General features: G+C 65.1%; 8 protein-coding genes and 1 pseudogene. 4 read left to right on the top strand and 5 right to left on the bottom strand.

The annotated features are described in order from the left end of the window. Positions 1 to 685: 685 nt before the first annotated feature. Complete coding sequence (locus CPH63_RS21020; RefSeq protein ID WP_096304685.1) at positions 686 to 1,048, top strand: hypothetical protein; 363 nt, start codon at positions 686 to 688, stop codon at positions 1,046 to 1,048. Beyond that, positions 1,045 to 1,338, top strand: a complete 294-nt coding sequence (locus CPH63_RS21015; RefSeq protein WP_096304684.1) for a hypothetical protein — start codon at positions 1,045 to 1,047, stop codon at positions 1,336 to 1,338. Before CPH63_RS21020 ends, CPH63_RS21015 begins: the two co-directional genes overlap by 4 nt. An 808-nt stretch (positions 1,339 to 2,146) precedes the next feature. Here CPH63_RS21015 and CPH63_RS21010 read toward each other — a convergent pair. The 4 genes from CPH63_RS21010 to CPH63_RS20995 form a co-directional block, all read right to left on the bottom strand. Continuing rightward, positions 2,147 to 2,428: a hypothetical protein gene (locus CPH63_RS21010; protein ID WP_096304683.1), complete on the bottom strand. Its 282-nt coding sequence runs from the start codon at positions 2,426 to 2,428 to the stop codon at positions 2,147 to 2,149. 233 nt (positions 2,429 to 2,661) lie between these two features. Then, positions 2,662 to 2,925 (bottom strand): hypothetical protein, encoded by a 264-nt coding sequence (locus CPH63_RS21005; RefSeq protein WP_157749708.1) that lies wholly within the window; start codon positions 2,923 to 2,925, stop codon positions 2,662 to 2,664. 37 nt (positions 2,926 to 2,962) lie between these two features. Beyond that, positions 2,963 to 4,080 (bottom strand): IS3 family transposase gene (locus tag CPH63_RS21000; RefSeq protein WP_096303177.1). Its coding sequence is split into 2 segments (ribosomal slippage): positions 2,963 to 3,813 and positions 3,813 to 4,080, totalling 1,119 coding nucleotides; the frame shifts between segments, so codons are not numbered across the junction. A 213-nt stretch (positions 4,081 to 4,293) separates the two neighbouring features. Beyond that, entirely contained in the window at positions 4,294 to 5,079 is a 786-nt protein-coding gene (locus tag CPH63_RS20995; protein WP_096304681.1) for a methyltransferase domain-containing protein, read from the bottom strand. 263 nt (positions 5,080 to 5,342) lie between these two features. Between CPH63_RS20995 and CPH63_RS20985 the strand changes: the two genes are divergently transcribed. Further along, positions 5,343 to 16,523 (top strand): hypothetical protein, encoded by an 11,181-nt coding sequence (locus CPH63_RS20985; protein ID WP_157749707.1) that lies wholly within the window; start codon positions 5,343 to 5,345, stop codon positions 16,521 to 16,523. Between the two features lie 297 nt (positions 16,524 to 16,820). After that, entirely contained in the window at positions 16,821 to 17,051 is a 231-nt protein-coding gene (locus CPH63_RS23320) for a hypothetical protein (RefSeq protein WP_241895755.1), read from the top strand. 258 nt (positions 17,052 to 17,309) lie between these two features. Here the strand turns inward: CPH63_RS23320 and CPH63_RS23850 are convergent. After that, a pseudogene (locus tag CPH63_RS23850) lies at positions 17,310 to 17,771 on the bottom strand (transglycosylase SLT domain-containing protein); the annotation flags it as partial. Positions 17,772 to 17,804: the final 33 nt, after the last annotated feature.

Raw genomic sequence — 17,804 nt, 5'->3', positions numbered from 1 at the left:
ACCAGCATGGACGCCCACCACCACTAACCCCCAGCGAAAACCAGGAAGAACATCCACCGTCGGGGTCACCGTCGTGCTTCGCGGCGACGAAGTCGCAGCGGTTCATCCCCTGTCACCCGGACAGGTAATTTCCCCGGGCCCTTGGTGCGGCCGGCGTTTTGGCGCCTGGGTGTGGTTCGTCGCGGAGTTCATCCTCGGGTACAGCCCGCAGATCAAAGGAACCTGCCGCGTCGGACCGGTGAGCGTCGGTCGCCGGTCGTCGGTAGAAGCGATGCCGTCAGCGCCGATGGATCCGGGATGGGAGGCAGCGGGCCCTGGTATTCAGTACGGAACCGTTCGAGGCCTCCCGGTGTCGCAGATGTATTGGTGAGACATCTGCGGTCGGTCATCCGTGGTTGGTTCGAGTGCTCTGAACGGAGATTGTCATGATCAGTTGCGGCCAGCGACAGAGAGAGACCACCGAGGTTCCGGCAGCGACCCGGTGCCGTCATGGCGCCGAGCTACAGATCGCAGATCACACCCACGTCGATGCCTGGATCACCGCCTGGATCGCCGCCGGCGAACGACCGTACGCAGCGGTCACGGGCAGCCGGAGGAGGGCGGCAATGATCCCCGACCCGACAAGCCACCCGGCGGCGGCCCTCGACCCACCGACGCCCCCCGACGGTCCAACGGTCGAGGCGTCATGACCAGCCACCCCCGCGGTCGGGCCGGACTATGCGTCTGGATCGGCTGCGCCAGGTGCGGTGCGAACTGCGTCGACGCGGGAACGCCGCACGTCGCCGCTGCGGCCGAGGCCCGCGCCTACCTACCCGACGACAAGAACGACAATAAGAAGAACGACAGCGATAACGACGGCGGCTGCACCGAACGCGCCGAGGGGCGGCTGTGCCGCATCTGCAGCAACCTCGTCGACTGCCACCAACACGGTCACGAGATGACCCGTTGGCGACCCCACGCCCGCGACGACGAGGTCGAATGGCGGTACTGCCAACATTGCGGCGGCGCGTTCGAGGACCGGCTCATCGCGCTCGGAGGAACCCGATGACCAGCGTCGACCAGCACTTCCCGGCCCCGGCCAACACACCGGAACTGCTCGGCGCCACCCACGCGTGGCGCAGCATGCTGCGACAGGCAGCGGCGCAGCTCGCTGCGATGACCGGGCCGGCCGCCGACCGGCCAACCCGCATCGCGCTCGAGGATGTCGTGACCCACCTGAACCAGGCCTGCGCACTGCTGACCGCCCTCGATACCACCCTCGACCCCGGCGTGAGTGACGCCCGCCGCGAACACAGCCACGCCGACCTGACGCACCGGGCCACACCAACCAGCAACTGACACCGCGCAGCCCTACCCACGTGCCGGGTGGGGGATTCCGACGTCGTCACCCGACCGCGCCGTTGCCGTCGCAGAAACGCTGACGGCAACGACCAAACGTGGCGGATCGACCCCTCCGTGTCGGAAACACACCAATTTTCCGGCGTCAGGCGTGCGGAAGGGCGTCGCTGACTCACCTGACGTTGCCGCGTCACCGACCGTGTTCCTCGCGTAACGTCAGCGCCGGTGACGAAGAGATCCTCGCGATCATACGTGCATCTATAGGGCGGACAGCTCCTCCAGTTGATCACGGTCATCACCGCCGACCAGCACTCGCGCGACCGTACCAGAGCCCGAACGCCCCTCGGGACTTGCCCGCGGCGGTGACTCCACGTAACTCTCCACGCAACCATTAGGGAAGGTCGATCGATATCGGCCTTGACGCAGCCGCTGAACCAGCGCGACAGGATGCAAGGCTGTTGCAGGGCTCAGGTGTCCGTTCAGGGGGCTTGACCCCGCACCGCAGTTGTAGTGTTTTGCGGAGGGTGTTGGTGGGTTGGCCCGCTCAAGGGGTTGAGCGGGCCTACCCTATGCACCGACAATGGGCTGCTGCAGCCAGGGGCTGCAGTCCTCACTCTGGGGGTGAGTTGGACCTTGTGTCGACCAACAGCAACGGCACGAGGCAGCCCGCGTCGGATTTGTATCCTGCGGACGGGTGAGCCCGAATAGCCACTCGTCCCGCAGGAGTCTGGTAAGCGCAAATTTGCGCTGGTTGGGCCCGCCGACCGGCAGCATCAGCAGGGGCTCAGCCGCGCTGAGGGTGTGTAGTTCAGCGGCATTCAGTTGCGGGTGGTGGCGTGTCGCTGCCGGTTAGGTCCGAGCCGATGGCTCGGTGGTAGTCGACGTCGACGTCGACGTCGGCGTCGGCGTCGGCGTCGGCGTCGGCGTGTTTGTTGTTGGCGGCGTTGATCCAGGCGTCGATATGGGTTTGGTGGGCGGTGTGTAGGGCGCATTCGGCGTCGTAGAGGCGCTGCGCCGCTGCTCGGACCGTGTCACCGGTCGGTGCGGACTGCTGGTCACGGGTGATCATGACGCTCTGTTGTGTGATCATGACGGTCTCCCTTTTGTGGGTGGTGCTTTGATCTGTACACGGATGGTGCAGGGACGGTGGTTTACCGAATGGGGCTACTGCAGCGGGTGGTCGTTGTTGTCGGCTCTGACACCGGGCGGCGTCGGGATCGGCCTCTCGGCGAGGTGAGGTGCTCGACGGGTGGGGGTGGGTCGACACCCGCCCCTCTTCCCTGGACCAGACCGGATCCGGACTGGTCCAGGGAAGACGCGGTGTCAGGTTCCGCCGGTGGTGGGGATGTTGGTGCAGAGCAGGGGCCGGAAGCTGAGGGCGGGTTGGCCGTTGGTGAGGATGGAGTTGCTGTCGCCTCGGTGGATGTTGAGGTACCAGCCGCTGCTCGGGGGACCGGTGGTGACACCGGTGATGGTGCGGGTTTGATTGGTGATGTCACCATGGGAGTCGGCGGTGAGATCACTCAGCATGTACACCGGTGGGCCTTGGGTGGTGCAGGTCCCGGTGTGGATATGCGCAGCATGCATGGCCGGACCCCGTGAATTGATCCACGGTTTGTGAGAGTCAGTTTCGGTGGGTGCAGATGGCAGCGTAGCGGGCTGGGGTTTGGTAGCCCAGAGCCGAGTGCCGCCGATGTTCGTTGTATTCCTGTTTCCAGTCGCTGATCACGACCCTCGCGTGGGCCAGGGACCAGAAGATGTTGATGTTGAGGCATTCGTCGCGGACGCGTGAGTTGAACGATTCGACGTAGCCGTTGCGCCACGGCTCGCCGGGTGGGATGAACGACAGCCCGACCTGTTCACCGGCCCAATCGGTCATCACCGCGCAGGCGAACTCGGGGCCGTTGTCGCTGCGCAGCACGACGGGGTACCCACGACCGGCGGCGACGCGGTCCAGTTCGTCGGCTAACGCATCAGCGGTGATGGACCGTTCCACGAGCCCACCGAGGCATTCGCGGGTGTGCTCGTCAATGATCGACACGATCTTGATCGGTCGGCCGTCGGTGGTGGCGTCGAACTGGAAGTCGACGGCCCACACCGTGTTCGGTGCGTCAGCTTTCGGTAGGCCGGGGGCGGTGCTGGTGCCGAGGCGTTTACGGCGGCGGCGTTGCGGCACGCGTAGGCCTTCGTCGCGCCAGAGTCGCTGTATTTTCTTGTGGTTCACCGTCCACCCCTCGCCGCGGGCGTCGTGATACGCGCGGCGGAATCCCCACCTCGGATGCGTTTTCGCGTACTCCCGTAACCAAGCCCGCAGCGCCGCGTCGGGATCGGCCGGCGTCGCCGCCTGTGGTTCGTGTCGCTGTGTGGTGCGGTTCTGCCCGGTCACCCGGCACGCGAACCGCTCACTCACGCCCATCGTGGTGATGAGGTGGTGAACGGCCGCGCGCCGGCGTTCCGGGCTCAGAAGTTTCCCCGGGCGATCTCCTTCAACGCGGCCTTCTCCAGCTCCGCGTCGGCGAGCAGCCGCTTCAGGGTGGCGTTCTCCCGCTCCAGGTCCTTCAACCGTTTCGCGTCGTCAGCTTTCAGGCCGCCGAACTGGTTGCGCCACCGGAAATAGGTCTGCTCAGAGACCTGCAATTCCCGGCAGACATCGGCAATGTCTTTGCCTTCGCCCAGCATCCGATCAGCCTGCGCCAGTTTCCGCACGACCTGCTCCGGGCTGTGCCGCTTCCTCGTAGTCATCGTGGTCAAGCCTTCCTGCCCACAACGTGGGCCGCAAGACTCTCACTCGACCTGGATCAACCAACCGGGGTCAGGCCATGCAGGCCGGGGGTCAGCCCGGTGGCGTTCACGGTCACCGGTCGCGTCCGCGGTCTCTCGGCCATGTTCGGATCACCAAGCGGCGGCGACGCAACGGACCTTATCGGGCGACTCGGTTGTCGCAGCTGAGTCGGGTCAGGCGTCGCGGCGTCCGACTGCGACGAAGACGGGCATAAACGCCCAAGGTCGAATTCCGCTCTCCTCGATACGATTGAATCTTGCTTCATACCGTTCCACATCACTGGCATCGATAACACCCGCAGCCAGCATGGCATCCTTGGCCGCCCAGACGGGCCCGCGCGTCCCAGGTGGCACTCGGCGGACGTGGCCGGTGGTGCGATATCGCTCGACGCTCAAGCCGGCGGCCTCGATGAGGTCGCCGAGCTTGCGGCCAACCGAAACGTCATTGCCGCACGCCGTATGGAAGTCGGAGAATCGATCGGCCATCTCAGTGAACACTGGATCCGTCACCCAACTACTACTGATATCGGTGTCGGCGAGATACACGCAACCGCCACTACGCACCAGTGAAGCCAAGTGGGAAACGATGGCAGCCTCACGCCCGCCGTTGTGCGTAAGCACCAGTCGACACATAGCGACGTCGAATGTCGCTGGTGTCAGCCCTGTCGCATCAGCCCTGCCGTTGCAAACCGACGCCTGCGGCATGGCGGCCACTACTGCGTTAGCCACCTCGACACTGCGCGGATCGGCATCCACTCCCACGACACGGCCGGTTGGCCCCACCCGCTCTGCAAGCAACCGCAGAGTCGCGCCGGGCCCGCATCCGACGTCAGCGATGCGGGCTCCTTCAACGATCCCAGCGCTGGACCAATCCGCGGCTTCATCCAACGCGGCCATCCGGGCCAGGACACGAAAACGCTCGCGTTCACTTCCGTTCAGTTGTAGTGAATATCCGGTCATGCCCGCAAGCAGAGCACAAAGGGCGGCGCCGTGTCACCAGTGCTGCAGATATCGCATCCACGAAGTAGTGCCCAGAACCGTCGCGATTCAGCGTGGCCGTCATCAGGCGCCGCCCCTTCCCGCCGAACTCTCCCCGACGGCTACCTCGTCGGTGAACGTGGGGGGTGGTGTTGGGCGTGGGTGTGGGGAGTGGGTTTGTGGGTGTGGGTGTGGGGAGTGGGTTTGTTGGGTGTGGGTGTGGGTGTGGGTTGGGGGTGGTGGGTGTGGATGAGTTGGTGGTGCCGCCGGCGTGGCGTGGGTTGTTTTTGGTGTTGACCGGTGAGCAGTTTCCGGCGGGTAATGAGCAGTTGTTGTTTGGGTGGGCGGATGGGTTGCGTGCGGGTTCGGGGGATGTGTTGGCGGCGGCGCCGCAGATCCGGGCGGCGGTGGCGCGGATTAATGCGTCGTGGTCGGGTCAGGCGCAGCGGCGGTTGGGGGTTGCGTTAGCGCAGTATGTGCAGGGTGATCAGGCGTATCTGCCGTTGTTGTCGGATGGGTTGGTCGGGTTAGCGGATTTGACGTTGGACACCGGGTTGCAGGTGCAGTACGTCAAGTTGATTTCGATCATGGAGATCTTGTTGTTGATCAGCACGATCGCGTGGGCGTTGACGTGGGCGTGGTTGATCGGTCTTGATGTGGCGGCGGCGATCATCACGTTGGCGAAGGAAGCGGCCGGGCAGACGCTGCGGGAGTTGTTGGTCTCCACTGCTGGTCATATCGCGACGGCGGTGGTGACGGGGATCGCGTTGCAGAACAGTCTCGACGCGTTGGTGCAGGTGATCCAGTTCGCTGATCACCGCACCCACTGGAACAACCAGTCCACCGTGATGGCGGTGGTGGTCGGCACGGTCGGGGGGTTGCTGCACCTGCCGTTGGAGAAGATGTGGGAGAAACTCGGCCACAGAATCGCGGCGCTGTTACGCACCTACCTCGCCGACACCGACCACGCCCCCCACCTCCACCCCCACCCCCACCTACCCGACACACTGCCGGACACACTGCCGGAGAAACTGCCCCACACATTGCCGGAGAAGGAGTTGTTGGAGAAGTTGCCGGAGAAGTTGCCGGAGGTGTTGCCGGAGAAGGAGTTGTTGGAGAAGGATTTCACCTTTCCCGCTGTCGTCTCGCAGAAGGCTGGGTTGCCTGGTTCGCAGAAGGCGGGGTTGCCCGTCTCGCAGGAGGGGGCGGGGTTGGGGGTGGGGCAGGTGGATGGGGTGGTGGCGAAGGTGATGGCCGGGGTGCCGGTCCCGGCTCGTTTTGATGTGGCCGGTGTGAAGCAGGCCGCGGCCCAGATCGCGGAGGGGATTCTGTTTCATGGTGGGGGGGCGGTCTCGGCCGGGTTACGGGCCGCGGTTTACCGTTTCACCGCGGAAGGGGTGCATGAGTTCCTCACCGGGCTCGGTGCCACCATCGCTACCGGGCAGCCTCAGGCCAACGGCTACGACTTCACTTCCGGCGGGTTCGGTGCGTTAGCCGGTCTCACCTCCGAATCTCTGCTGCACCACCTCCACACCCACGGGCTGCTGCTGCCCCACCCCACTCTCATCGACGCCACCACCGGACCCGGACACAGACACGGGCCCGGGGACACCGGTCACACCACCGGCACCACCACCGGCACCACCACCGGCACCACCACCGGCCATGGTGTGACTGGTGGCGGGGTGACTGGTGGCGGGGTGACCGGCAGTCTGGTCACCAACACCACCGCCCTGCCCAACGCCACCATCACCAACACCAACCCCGGCATCGAACCCGACCCCACCACCACCCCCGGTGGGGAGCCGAGCCTCAGCCGGGCCAGCACCCTGCCCCCCGCCTACACCACCCCCACCACCCCCACCACACCCACACCCACACCCGCGCTCACCCCGGGCCCGCTCACCGGCCCGCTCACCCTGGACCCGGTCACCGGGTCGGGGAGCGGCCCGTCGAGCCGGGCCAGCACCCCACCCCCCGCCTACACCACCCAACCCACCACCCCCGACACCACCACCACCACGACAAACACGACACCACCAGCAGACCCACCACTGACGACGACCCCGCTGTCAGACGCACCACCACCCCACACCAACCCCGCACCCCACAACCCGGCCCCCACTGGGCCGGGTCATGCGGGGCCGGGTCATGTGGGGTCGGGTCATGTTGGGCCGGGTCATGTTGGGCCGGGTCATGTTGGGTCGGGGCGGGCGGGGGTGTTGGTCGGGGATACGGCGTCGGTGCGGGCCGGTATCCGTGGGTTGCTGCAAAGCGGTGACCTACAAATCGTCGGGGGTGGGCGGACCCTGGTCGTCGGGGCCAGGCACGACCCGTCCCTGATCGAGGTGGCCGACGCGCACACCGAGGACCGGACCCGGATGGGCGCTGAGGAGTTCACCGTCGTCGGTATCGGCGCCCACGGCGGGATCCGACTGGACAACGACACCATCCTCACCGCACCCCACCTCGCCGCGTTGATCACCCACATCAACCCCACCACCCTCCCGATCGTGCTACTGGCCTGCGACACCGCGCACCTGGCCGAACCCCTCACCCAATCCCTACGCCGCACCACCACCGCCCCCCACGGCCAAGTCTGGGCCTTCACCGGCACCGGCCCCGAACAACTCCAAGGCCTCGCCGCCACCCTCCACACCACCCCCACCGGACACCTCCTCCCCACCACCACACCCACCACCACACCCACCACCACCGGGATCGGGATTGGGACCGTCGCCGAACCCGGCACCTGGGCCCGCGCCGTCCACCGCACCCTCCGCACCCCACGAACCGACACCCTCGGCCCCCTCCTCCCCACCCACATCACCACCCACAACCCCCGAAAAACCACCCACGGACACCCCACCGCCGACCACAACTGGAACACCTGGGCCCCCCACATCCACACCACCACCGGACTCCGACACCTCGCCGACCCCGCCAACAACCCCAGCCGCAGCAACAACACCAGCACCGGTCCCCAGCGAGGCGGCTCACTGTTCGAGCCAGCCGTAGATGTGGCGCAGCTGTCCCGCGCGGATATCGAGCAGGCCGCGGAATCGGTGCATGACGAGGCGCGGCAGCGGTTGCTCACACAGCCTGATGGGCAGCGGGTCGGGGTCGCGGCGGCGGTGGCCGAGAGTTGGTGCATGGATCGGATGGACGAGTTCGCTAGCCAGCTCGGTCTGTGGCGGGAGACGGGCCAAGATAGCTGGCCGCGTCAGCACGGCATGCACGCGGACTGGTCGTTGGCGCCGACTCGGTGGCAGGAAGTGGCCAGGCGGTTGGACGAGGTCGGCGCGGGTGCGATTGCGCGGGTGGTGGTGGACCCGCCAGGCGAATCCCGGCATATCTACCTGCTACTCAACCACGCCGACGGGCGCACCCTCCTCGATTTCGGTGTGCACGGGGTCCGGATACGCGACGTCGGGTTCCTCAGCGAGCGTGAGCCGGTCCCTGCCGAGCACCCGGAGGAGGACTTCGAGGCGCTGGACTCCGCGAACACCGCGCATATGCAAATCCGCCGCAACCGCCGCATCGTCACGACCGCCCCGGACACGAGCCTTCCCGGCGGTCGAGGCACCGGCCCGCTCGACCCCTCCCAGGCCAAGTCAATCGGCGCACCCCCCCGCTCCAACCGACGCAACCAACCTGGCCAACGCCGCCCGGACAGAGACGACACTCCGGGAAACCGCTCCGGTGCCGATGATGGCCGGCGGCGGCGGCGAGCAGAGCAGAGCTCTAACTCCGAGGACAGCCAACCACCACCAAGTCGCCGCCGGTTGGACAACCAGCCATCGAGTCCGACCGGCGATGAGACTGTCAGGATTACGTCTGCGACACGCGCCCTAGACCTCAACCCCACTGCCGGCGCCGCGCAATCGGATGAGGTGTCGGCCCCGCAGAACGGGGCGACGACTGGCCCTCGACCCGGACAGCAGATCTATCAACCACTGGGTACCTGGTTGACCGTCGGCGCGGTTCGCCACGTCGGCAACTGCTGGCCGGAAAGCCTAGCCTCCGTCCTCACGCCGGAGTTCCTTTCCCGGCTATTCGCCCGATTCCGCTATCCCAATACCGTCACCGACATTGACTCCGTGATTGTCAACATTCGCCATGTACTCGCCGACTGGTTCGAACCGCACATGAACCATCTCGTCGTCAACAACTACCAACCCCCGCCCGCAGATAGTGCCCTGTTCATGACCGCCGGGGCCGCGCCCGAATCGTTCTACGCCGCGCTCAGCTTGGCCATCCGCTCCCATCGCATGCGATACCCCGGGGATTTCAATGTGGCGGAAATGGTCAATCGTTCCATCCGCCGAGGCGGCACCGCCGAATCGTGGGACAGCGACTTATACGACCTCGTCGTAGACCGCACGGCCCACATCTTCGGCATAACCATCGTTCTCCACCACGAAAATGGGACGGCCACTGACCTCAACCCCGGCCAACTCACCACCATCCATGCCTTCAGGTCGGAAAACACTCTCGAACCCGCCTGGCCCAACACCGCGGCAGCCGCACCTGCACACCCGTCGGTTCGGGTCACCGGCGATACCCGCCTGGGCACCGACGAGGTGCTGGCTGCGGTGGATTGGGCCACGGCACAGCGGATGCAGCTTCGGCTCGAGTGGATGAACGAGGTGAGAATGCTGGATCCCGATGCGATTCCGGAGTTGCCACAGGCCCACCGCGACCCGCGCACCCTTCACCTCCACGCATCAAATCTTCAAGTAGTGCAAAGGATTCACGACGATCTCGCGGCCGCTGCGCCCATGACGACAAGCGATCACGCGGCAGCGTGGACACGTACAGCGCTGCTGGTCCCGCACGCGGTTCGCTGGGTCAGTGCGGCGCAGGCCCTTCTCGACGCCACGCCCCAACCCGATTTGGGCCGCGCCCGACTGCCGGACGAGGCCACTATCACCCAACTCCCCGGCTTACTTGACCAGCTGATCGAGACACGACGTCTTCGCGTGCGTGCGGGAGCAGAGCGCGCCGCCCTCACATCCTTGAGTCGCCACATTGTCCGGTTGCAAACCATCAACCGGGACGCTGCTCTGCCGGTCGCCGACCGAAACCCTTACGTACAGATCCGCGCCGAACAGTGGCTAGCCGAGGCTCGGCCGTTCGGCGCGCTGGGCGCAAGTACGCCAAACGCCCCGGGCCACGCCGGTATCGGCGAGCCGGTTCCGCGGATACTAGCGGCGGCCCGCAGCTGGCGGCGGACCAACGGCGACCGAGATTTTCCCTCCGTGGCCGACGACCTCTCAGCGATCCGCATAACCCCCGTTGATGCGACCGCTGAATCGAGCACAGACACAGTCAATCTCGGCGAATGGCTGGCCCAACTCTCGAGAGGCGAGATCCAGATGACGGACACCCTCATCGTAGAGATTGTCGCCGCCTTTGGCCCTGTATGGGCCGCGCGCGTCTTGAGCAGCGTACCCAGCGCAGCATACCGACCAGGTCCGTCGCGTCCCGACGGGCCGACCGGACCATTCGGCCTTTCGACCTGGCCCACACACTTCCTCACGGCATCGCTGACACATGACGGAAGCGTCCAACTCCACAACGGGCACGTTGTTACGCAGATCCGGGGCAGATCAGCCACGCGGAGCGCCGGCCCGGTACCAGGCGACACACTAGTCATCAGCGCCGGCAACCACGCGGTTCTCATCACTCGTGCGGGATGGACGCACCAGTTTGTGACAGGGCTCAACACTCGGCAACACATCACTCGGTCGGCGCTACGCCTGCGGATGGCGCAGCTTCGCGAAGCCGCGTTCACTACACTACGGCGCGGAGACCACCCACAATCCGAGCAGCTACTTCGCGACGCCCGTCACCCCAACATCCGTATCAGCGCAAGAGAATTCAGTCGGCACGTCGATGCTCTGACCGCCACGCTCAGTTCGGCGCCCAGCAACACGCGCGAGCCGGGCCGTCAGGCCCCAACGAGAGGGGTTCCTACCGGATGGGTTCCGGTCCACGATCCGGCGGGCACCGTTAGCGACCAACAACGCCGGCGACTGCGCGGTCTCTACCGCGAACCGGATCGGCTCAGGTTCATGGAGGCCGTCGACACGCTCGGACGCGTTGGGCCGCTTACCAATGGTGTCCTTCGCGACATTGCGATCCAGGTTGGCGAGCAGACCGGCGACACCTCACCGCAAGCGCACCGGTACTTCCACCACATGCTCTTCATCGCCTACGCACGCACCGTCCGTGGCGCTCGAGCGCCAGGGAACACTTTCTATGTCGGTTGGAGGGCCGGCGCCCGCGGTCAGCGCTCATCGATCCTCACTCCCACTATTCGTCTGAACCTCGACCACCTTCGCGCAGACGACGATCCGGTCGCTCTTCTCGAGTGGTGGCACGGACTCCCGGTTGCCCAACAAGTCGCGCTCGGTCTGCGTCCGCCACCTGATAGCGACGACGACTTATGGCTCGACAACAACGACCGACTGATCCAGATCGATCCGAGGCGGATGGCTGCTGAGGTTCGAGCAAGGGTGGAGCGAGGCGAGCCGGCGCTGGCAGGCGCAGTCGAGCTGTACGTCACCACCGGTCTGCACGGGCAGTGGCGGCTGGCCGATGACGACGACTGGATGAGCTCGGGAACCGTGATGGCTGGCCAAGAGATTGCCGTCTGGGTTGATGGCGCCCACCTGGTCAGCGACTTCCACGCAGCTGACGGGACTCACCACGTCCGGGTCTATACCTACTCGCTCACTCCCGAGGAGCTACAGGCGCTGCGGGACAGTCTTTCTGCCGACGATCAGGCGAGCGATCAAGGGACATCGCAAGAATCCGCCGACAATCAATCGGCAAGCGGATCTCAAAGCACCGGCAGCACCCAGACCGAATCGTCCGCGGAACTTGATTGGGGTGCTGTGCAGAGGGTTTTACTCCGCGCTCACCAGATCGATCAGGTGCACCTACTCGATCCACGCGCGCTAGATGAGCTACCCGAGGCTCAGCAAGATCTCGCCGCAATCCGCACGCATGCAGAAGACCTTCGAACCCTGCGGCGATTGAACCAACAGATCGAGGGCACCGCACCGGCAGAGGCAGCACCCGAGTCGATCGGGGCCTGGGTCAGAACACGTCCACTCTCGGCGCAAGTTGCGGGCTTCGCGCGTCCGATCCACGAGCAACTCAGCCCCGCACCAAGTGCTGGCTCCCTGCATCACGAGTGGCCACCGGACACTGGAATCGCGCAACTGAGACCGTGGATCAGCCAGCTCGACACATTGCTGCGGTCCCGTCTGCTAGCAGACGGACCGACCGGGACACTGAGCCGGCATATTGCAAGGCTCAAGGCGGTCCTGCGCGACCAGTCGTTGCCGGAGAACGAGCGGAGCCCGTACCTAGATGCTCGAGCCGGCACCTGGGTAAGCCTGGTAGTCGATTTTCTCGGGACATCCGCCGAAAGCCTGCGCGGCGTGCCCACCTACTCCGGCCTAAGTGCAGACGTGCAGCATGCGCTGCAGGCCATCCGAGTCTGGCGCCAATTCAACCTTGACTCGGACTTCCCGGCAGCAGCCGAAGACCTCACCGCGATTGCGATCCGCTCGACCACGGTCCGTCCAGCCGGGACCGGCGCGGTCACACTCACCGAGGGCGACGACGCTTCAGAACATCGGGTAAATCTCAGCGATTGGCTGACGCGCCTCTCAACTGAAGGTGCCTCGATCACCGACGCTGTGCTCGCCGAGCTGGTCACAGCCGCCGATGCTCAGTGGGCGGCGCGGATCTTCAACACGCTCTCTGCCACGGCGTACCAACCGGAGCCGGCACGCCCCGCCGGGAGGGTTGGACCGTTTGGGCTGACGAGGTGGCCCACCCACATCACCACGGCGACGTTGCTTCCCGACGGTACCGTGCACGTCAATGGAACGACGGTATCTACGGTGGATCTCAGCACCGAAACCACGACGGGATTCCGCGACGGGCGGCCGCAGTTCGGTGAAGTCGTCCTCCTCGCAGCTGACGATTCCGCCGTCGTACTCGCCGCTACCGCCACCATCGCGAATCCAAGCGTGACCGCAGCCTGGAGCTGGCACGCGACACTAGACGCCGCAGGCCGACAGCAGGTGGAGACGGCCGCGCTGGGCACGCAACTCGGCATGCTCCGAAATGACGCCTTCGCCAGGTTAAGATCAGGGCAGCACAACGACCTGCCAGGCCTAATGCGATCCGCGCGGAGTTCGAGCGGTGGGACGCTTGATGAGCTGCAGCAGCAGGTGGACGCGCTGCGGTCCAATCTCCGCGCCGTTGCCAGCGCAACCAACCGGCCCGTGCGCGAAAACGGCGGACGACTCGGACATCGCAATCGCACGGGCGTGCCGAGCTGGGAGCGGATCGCCCGTGCGCATGGATATCTCCCGGTCCACGGTCCGCAACGCGCAGTTTCTGACCTGCAACGCGAAGCGTTGCGAAGCCTCCTCGCCGGCCTTGACCGTCAAGCATTCGCGCTAGCCGTTCAGCTCGAAGGGTCATTGGGTCACCAGACGGAGCATCTGCTCTTCGACATCGTGCTGCAGATCGCTACCCGTCTCGGCCTCACCGTAAAGACGACGGCAGACGGCACCACGACGATAGAGGCCTACCCCTTCCTACGCGCTGCGGTAGTGGTGGCTTACCTCCTTCAAGCTCCAGGAGCCCGACAACACGAGAACAGTACCTACGTGAATTGGGACGTCGATGAAGCGCTCATGCGTCTACCGCTCGATGTCCATCCCTCTCTTCTCTCACGAGAGGAAGGCGAACGCGAGGGCGTGCTCCGGCCCGGCGCTGTTCCGCGAATCGGCCTCAACTTCGATCTCGTAAGATCCGATCGCGCGCCGATCGAGATACTCGGATGGTGGAATCAGTTAACGATCGACGATCAGGTTCGTGTCATCGGCCTGCCTGCCGGTGGTAGGAACCTCCGCAACAACGATGACGCCACATGGCAGGATGCCGCCGACGAATTGATCCAGAACGAGCCAGGGCATCTACTCGCCGAAGTGCGAGGCCGAGTGACGCGCGGCCAGCCAGCACTCGACAATGCCGTCCAGGCGCGTCGCAGCACGATCGCTGACGGAGAGTGGCGACTGGAGCCGCAGGACGAGCCGATGCCGTCCGGACGGCGTCGAGAGGGGGGACTCGTGTCGCTGTCGTTCGACGGTAGGCACCTAGTCAGTGACGCAATCGATGATGATGGTGAGCGCCACGTCCACGTCCGCCCCTTCCGCCTAACAACTGATCGGATGGCCAGACTGCAACGCCACAACGAGCTCCTCGAGCGCGCAGTGGATCGCCTGCAGAGGGAAATGCCAGCATCGGAGGGAGCCATTGAGCTCGCCCTCGATACCGATGAAGACGGCACAGTTCGTCCGGTTCAACGCCGACGCCGGGTCGAGATCGGCCCATCCAATACGCTGATTCGGGCGCACGTCGACGGCACGCACTTGATCACCAACGCCGTCCTTGCTGACAATTCAAACCTATATCAAATACATGAATTCCCACTAGACGATAGAGAACTGCAACGGTTGAGCCAGCCGCAGCGCCTGACCGGCACGACCGCGGATCGCGGAAGCACCGAACTTTCTCTGAGTGACCCAGTTGAAACGATCCGGAGCACCGACGCCACGGGAGCGTGGCGGCTGTCGGCGGGCGAGCCAGCGATGCCGTCGCATAACCGGCGGCCAAACGAATTGGTTCGGATCGCTGTACGCGGCGCGCAGGTGCGAGCCGCCATCCCCCAAACTTCGAGCGAGGAATTGGTCGAACTCTTTCAATACCCCGCCCTCGCAAATCTCCTGCCCGACCTGCGACTAGAAGCAGAAGCGTGGGCCCGCCTTCGGAGCGGACGCGCTTTGCTGGCCGGTGGCGTCGCCGTCACCCGCGCCACCAATGAGGGCGGCCTTTGGCGCTTGATCGATCAGGTCACGACACAATCCGTCACCGCCGGGGCACGCGCATACATCGTCGCTTGGGTGACCGATACGCACCAGCTTGGCCACGAGACCAGTCCTGACGGCCATCCCTACGTGGACCTCCAGGAACATCAGCTAACTCCCGAGCAAGTCCAGACCCTAAGAGATGAGGCCGCGCAGCTCGCTGAGGCTCGACGACGCTTGCTACGCGGCGACCAGCCGCTACTTGACAATGCTGTCGAGATAACTCGTCGAACGGATGAGACTGGCGACTGGCGATTCGGCTACGGCCACGATCAGGCGATGTTTGCACGAAATGAGTGGAGTCGACCAGTCAGGATAGCGGTGAACAACGCCCGAGTTCTCGCTGTTACCACCAGAAGGAGCGGAGTCAGCGAAATCGAACTCCTGGATCATGATTTCACTGTCGCGCAGCTGCATGCCATCCGACAGGAAGCCGCGCTACTTGCCGACGCCCGCGCCCGGGTGGCCTTGGGCATGCCTATGGTGGACGGCGCGGTAACCGCTATGCGTCGCCCGCACGCCAGTGGCGGGTGGCGGGTAACCCCGCATGGACCCCTGATGCACTCCGAAGTTTCCGAACGAAACCCAAACGTCACGATTTTTCTCACCGGCACGCATCTGTTCGTGGGCACGAGCCGCCGGGATGACCAACCTGTGGTCGAAGTATTCCCGTACCCCATGACCGCCCGCGAACTTAGTTCGCTAGACCAAGAGTTCGCAGTAGCTCAGGACGCCCAGCTACGGCTGCGGGCGAACGAAAGCCCGCTGGCTGACGGGGTTGCCGTGACTCTACTGACTACAACAGATGGCTTCTGGCAGCTAGAGCCAGGTGAACCTTGGATGCCGTTCGGCTACGCCGATCGCCCGATCGGCGCCGGCGAGCCGGTCTACGCCTGGTACAACGGCAGGCATATGGTCAGGGTGGTCAATGGCCCGAACGGCCCCTACCCCGAGGTGAGCGTCTATCCGCTCTCCGACGAACGCTTGGATGCTTACCGCCGCCTGTCCAGGATCGTGCACGAGTCTCAGCAACGCTGGATACGCCACTTACCACCACTGGAGAACGCTGTCGAGGTGAGGACTCAGACCGATGCCGACGGGCGTTGGCAGATCGAGCCAGGCAGGACAGTGCGGTCAGGATCGGGTTTGCCGCACCGATCTATCACGGCGTGGCTGGACGGCACGCACGCAGTCAGCGAAATCAGCGGCGACGATGGTCCCCTCCTAGAAGTCTTCGTGCATAGCGTCGAACCGGAGCGCTTCGCGCAGATGCTGCGCTCCGCCCAGCCTCAGGCTCAGCACTCATCAATTCAGAGTGGAGAACCGGCCACCACCACCCCTGCCCAGACAGCACCTGTTCGCCGCCCGACCGGTACCCGACGCCCCCCAACACGCACGAATCCGCCACCGGACCCAAACAGACGCGGCGGCCGGCAGCATCGGGGCAATACACCGCGAACCCCGTAGTCGGCGGAGAGCCCGGATCCCGTGAGCCAGCGAGGACATCAAGCCGACGGAGATCCATCACGCGCATTCGTACAGCACTACGTCCCGCCGCAAGAAAGGGGTCTGCTGCACGGTTCGGTGACGGCGTTGTCACATATCCGTGCAGCAGACCCACCCGGTCGGATGCGTCAGCGCAATCTGTCAACAGAGCGGTTCATCGTAGAGCGCCTACCGACTCATCACCCGGACACGAATGGTTGAGGCGATCGTGCAGCCCGCGGGCAGAGCGTCCAGGTGGTCGCTAGGCGTCGCAGCCGCATGGCCAAGGATTTGACCGCACTTCGCATCGGCAAGAACGAGGACGACGCTAAGCGAGAACGGCAGTGGGTCGGAGGTGTCGCCGAGGGGGCGGTCATCCGCGGCCCACTGCGCGCCAATGACCGGCACCATTTCGTCAACGGTGAAGCCGTCGTGGTTGTCGAGCAGCCACAGGGTCCGAGTCCCGATCTGACTCACCGTCCCCCGCGCGCTGAAACCTCCACTCTGTGACACTCTTGAGTTCAAAGCCGGAGTGGCGACCGTGACGCTCGGCCTAAGCACGGCTGGTGGATGCGGCTTGGCCGAGGCCGGTCGGGCCTTGGCAGCGCTAGGTCGCGGTTTGGCCACCACCGGGTGCGACTTGGCTACGGCCGGTTGGGGGGCTTGGGTGACAGGCTTGTCAGCCCAGGCGTAGTCCTGCGAGCGATTCATGATGCGATTGACGTACCCGGGAGTGATTCCGTTGTTCGGGATGCCGCCGGCACGAAGCACCCCATGTGCGCCGGCGTTGTACGCGGCCAACATAAGCCTGGTCAGCGGAATCGAACGAGAAAGCATTCCCTGTCGTTGCCAACCGGCCATCTGTCCGGCCAGCGCACAGTCGTACTTCGCCTGGGCAGGAATTGCGGCGGACGGATCGAACGGGGACTGTCCCGGACTGGACCAGTTAGGCCAAGTTCCGGGCTGGAACTGCGAGATGCCTCGATCTCCTGACCGACTGACGGCGTGTGGATTCCAGTTGCTCTCCGCCTCGATCTGTGCGGCGATGATGCGCACAGGAGCGGCAGCGCACCGGGTACCGGCACGCTCGACCAACTGCCGGTACGCCGCCGGAATCGATGCCCTACCAGTGGTATGAGCCGACCGGAAACCCGACGCATATGCGAATTCGGCTGGCACCGTCACTGCGGCTACCGCCACGATGAGCAGGGCTAGCGCGGGGCGGAGCATACGTCCTCTGAACATCACATTTCTCCAACTGTC

Origin of the sequence: Jatrophihabitans sp. GAS493 (genome assembly GCF_900230215.1) — a bacterium.
Classification (GTDB): domain Bacteria; phylum Actinomycetota; class Actinomycetes; order Mycobacteriales; family Jatrophihabitantaceae; genus MT45.
The sequence above is the reverse complement of the archived record's forward strand: the minus strand, read 5'-3'. Positions and strand labels throughout refer to the sequence as shown.

Coding starts and splice junctions, on each gene's coding strand:
- CPH63_RS21015 (WP_096304684.1), top strand. CDS start 1,045: ATGACCAGCGTCGACCAGCACTTCCCGGCCCCGGCCAACACACCGGAA.
- CPH63_RS21010 (WP_096304683.1), bottom strand. CDS start 2,428: ATGATCACACAACAGAGCGTCATGATCACCCGTGACCAGCAGTCCGCA.
- CPH63_RS23320 (WP_241895755.1), top strand. CDS start 16,821: ATGGCCAAGGATTTGACCGCACTTCGCATCGGCAAGAACGAGGACGAC.
- CPH63_RS21005 (WP_157749708.1), bottom strand. CDS start 2,925: ATGCATGCTGCGCATATCCACACCGGGACCTGCACCACCCAAGGCCCA.
- CPH63_RS21020 (WP_096304685.1), top strand. CDS start 686: ATGACCAGCCACCCCCGCGGTCGGGCCGGACTATGCGTCTGGATCGGC.
- CPH63_RS20995 (WP_096304681.1), bottom strand. CDS start 5,079: ATGACCGGATATTCACTACAACTGAACGGAAGTGAACGCGAGCGTTTT.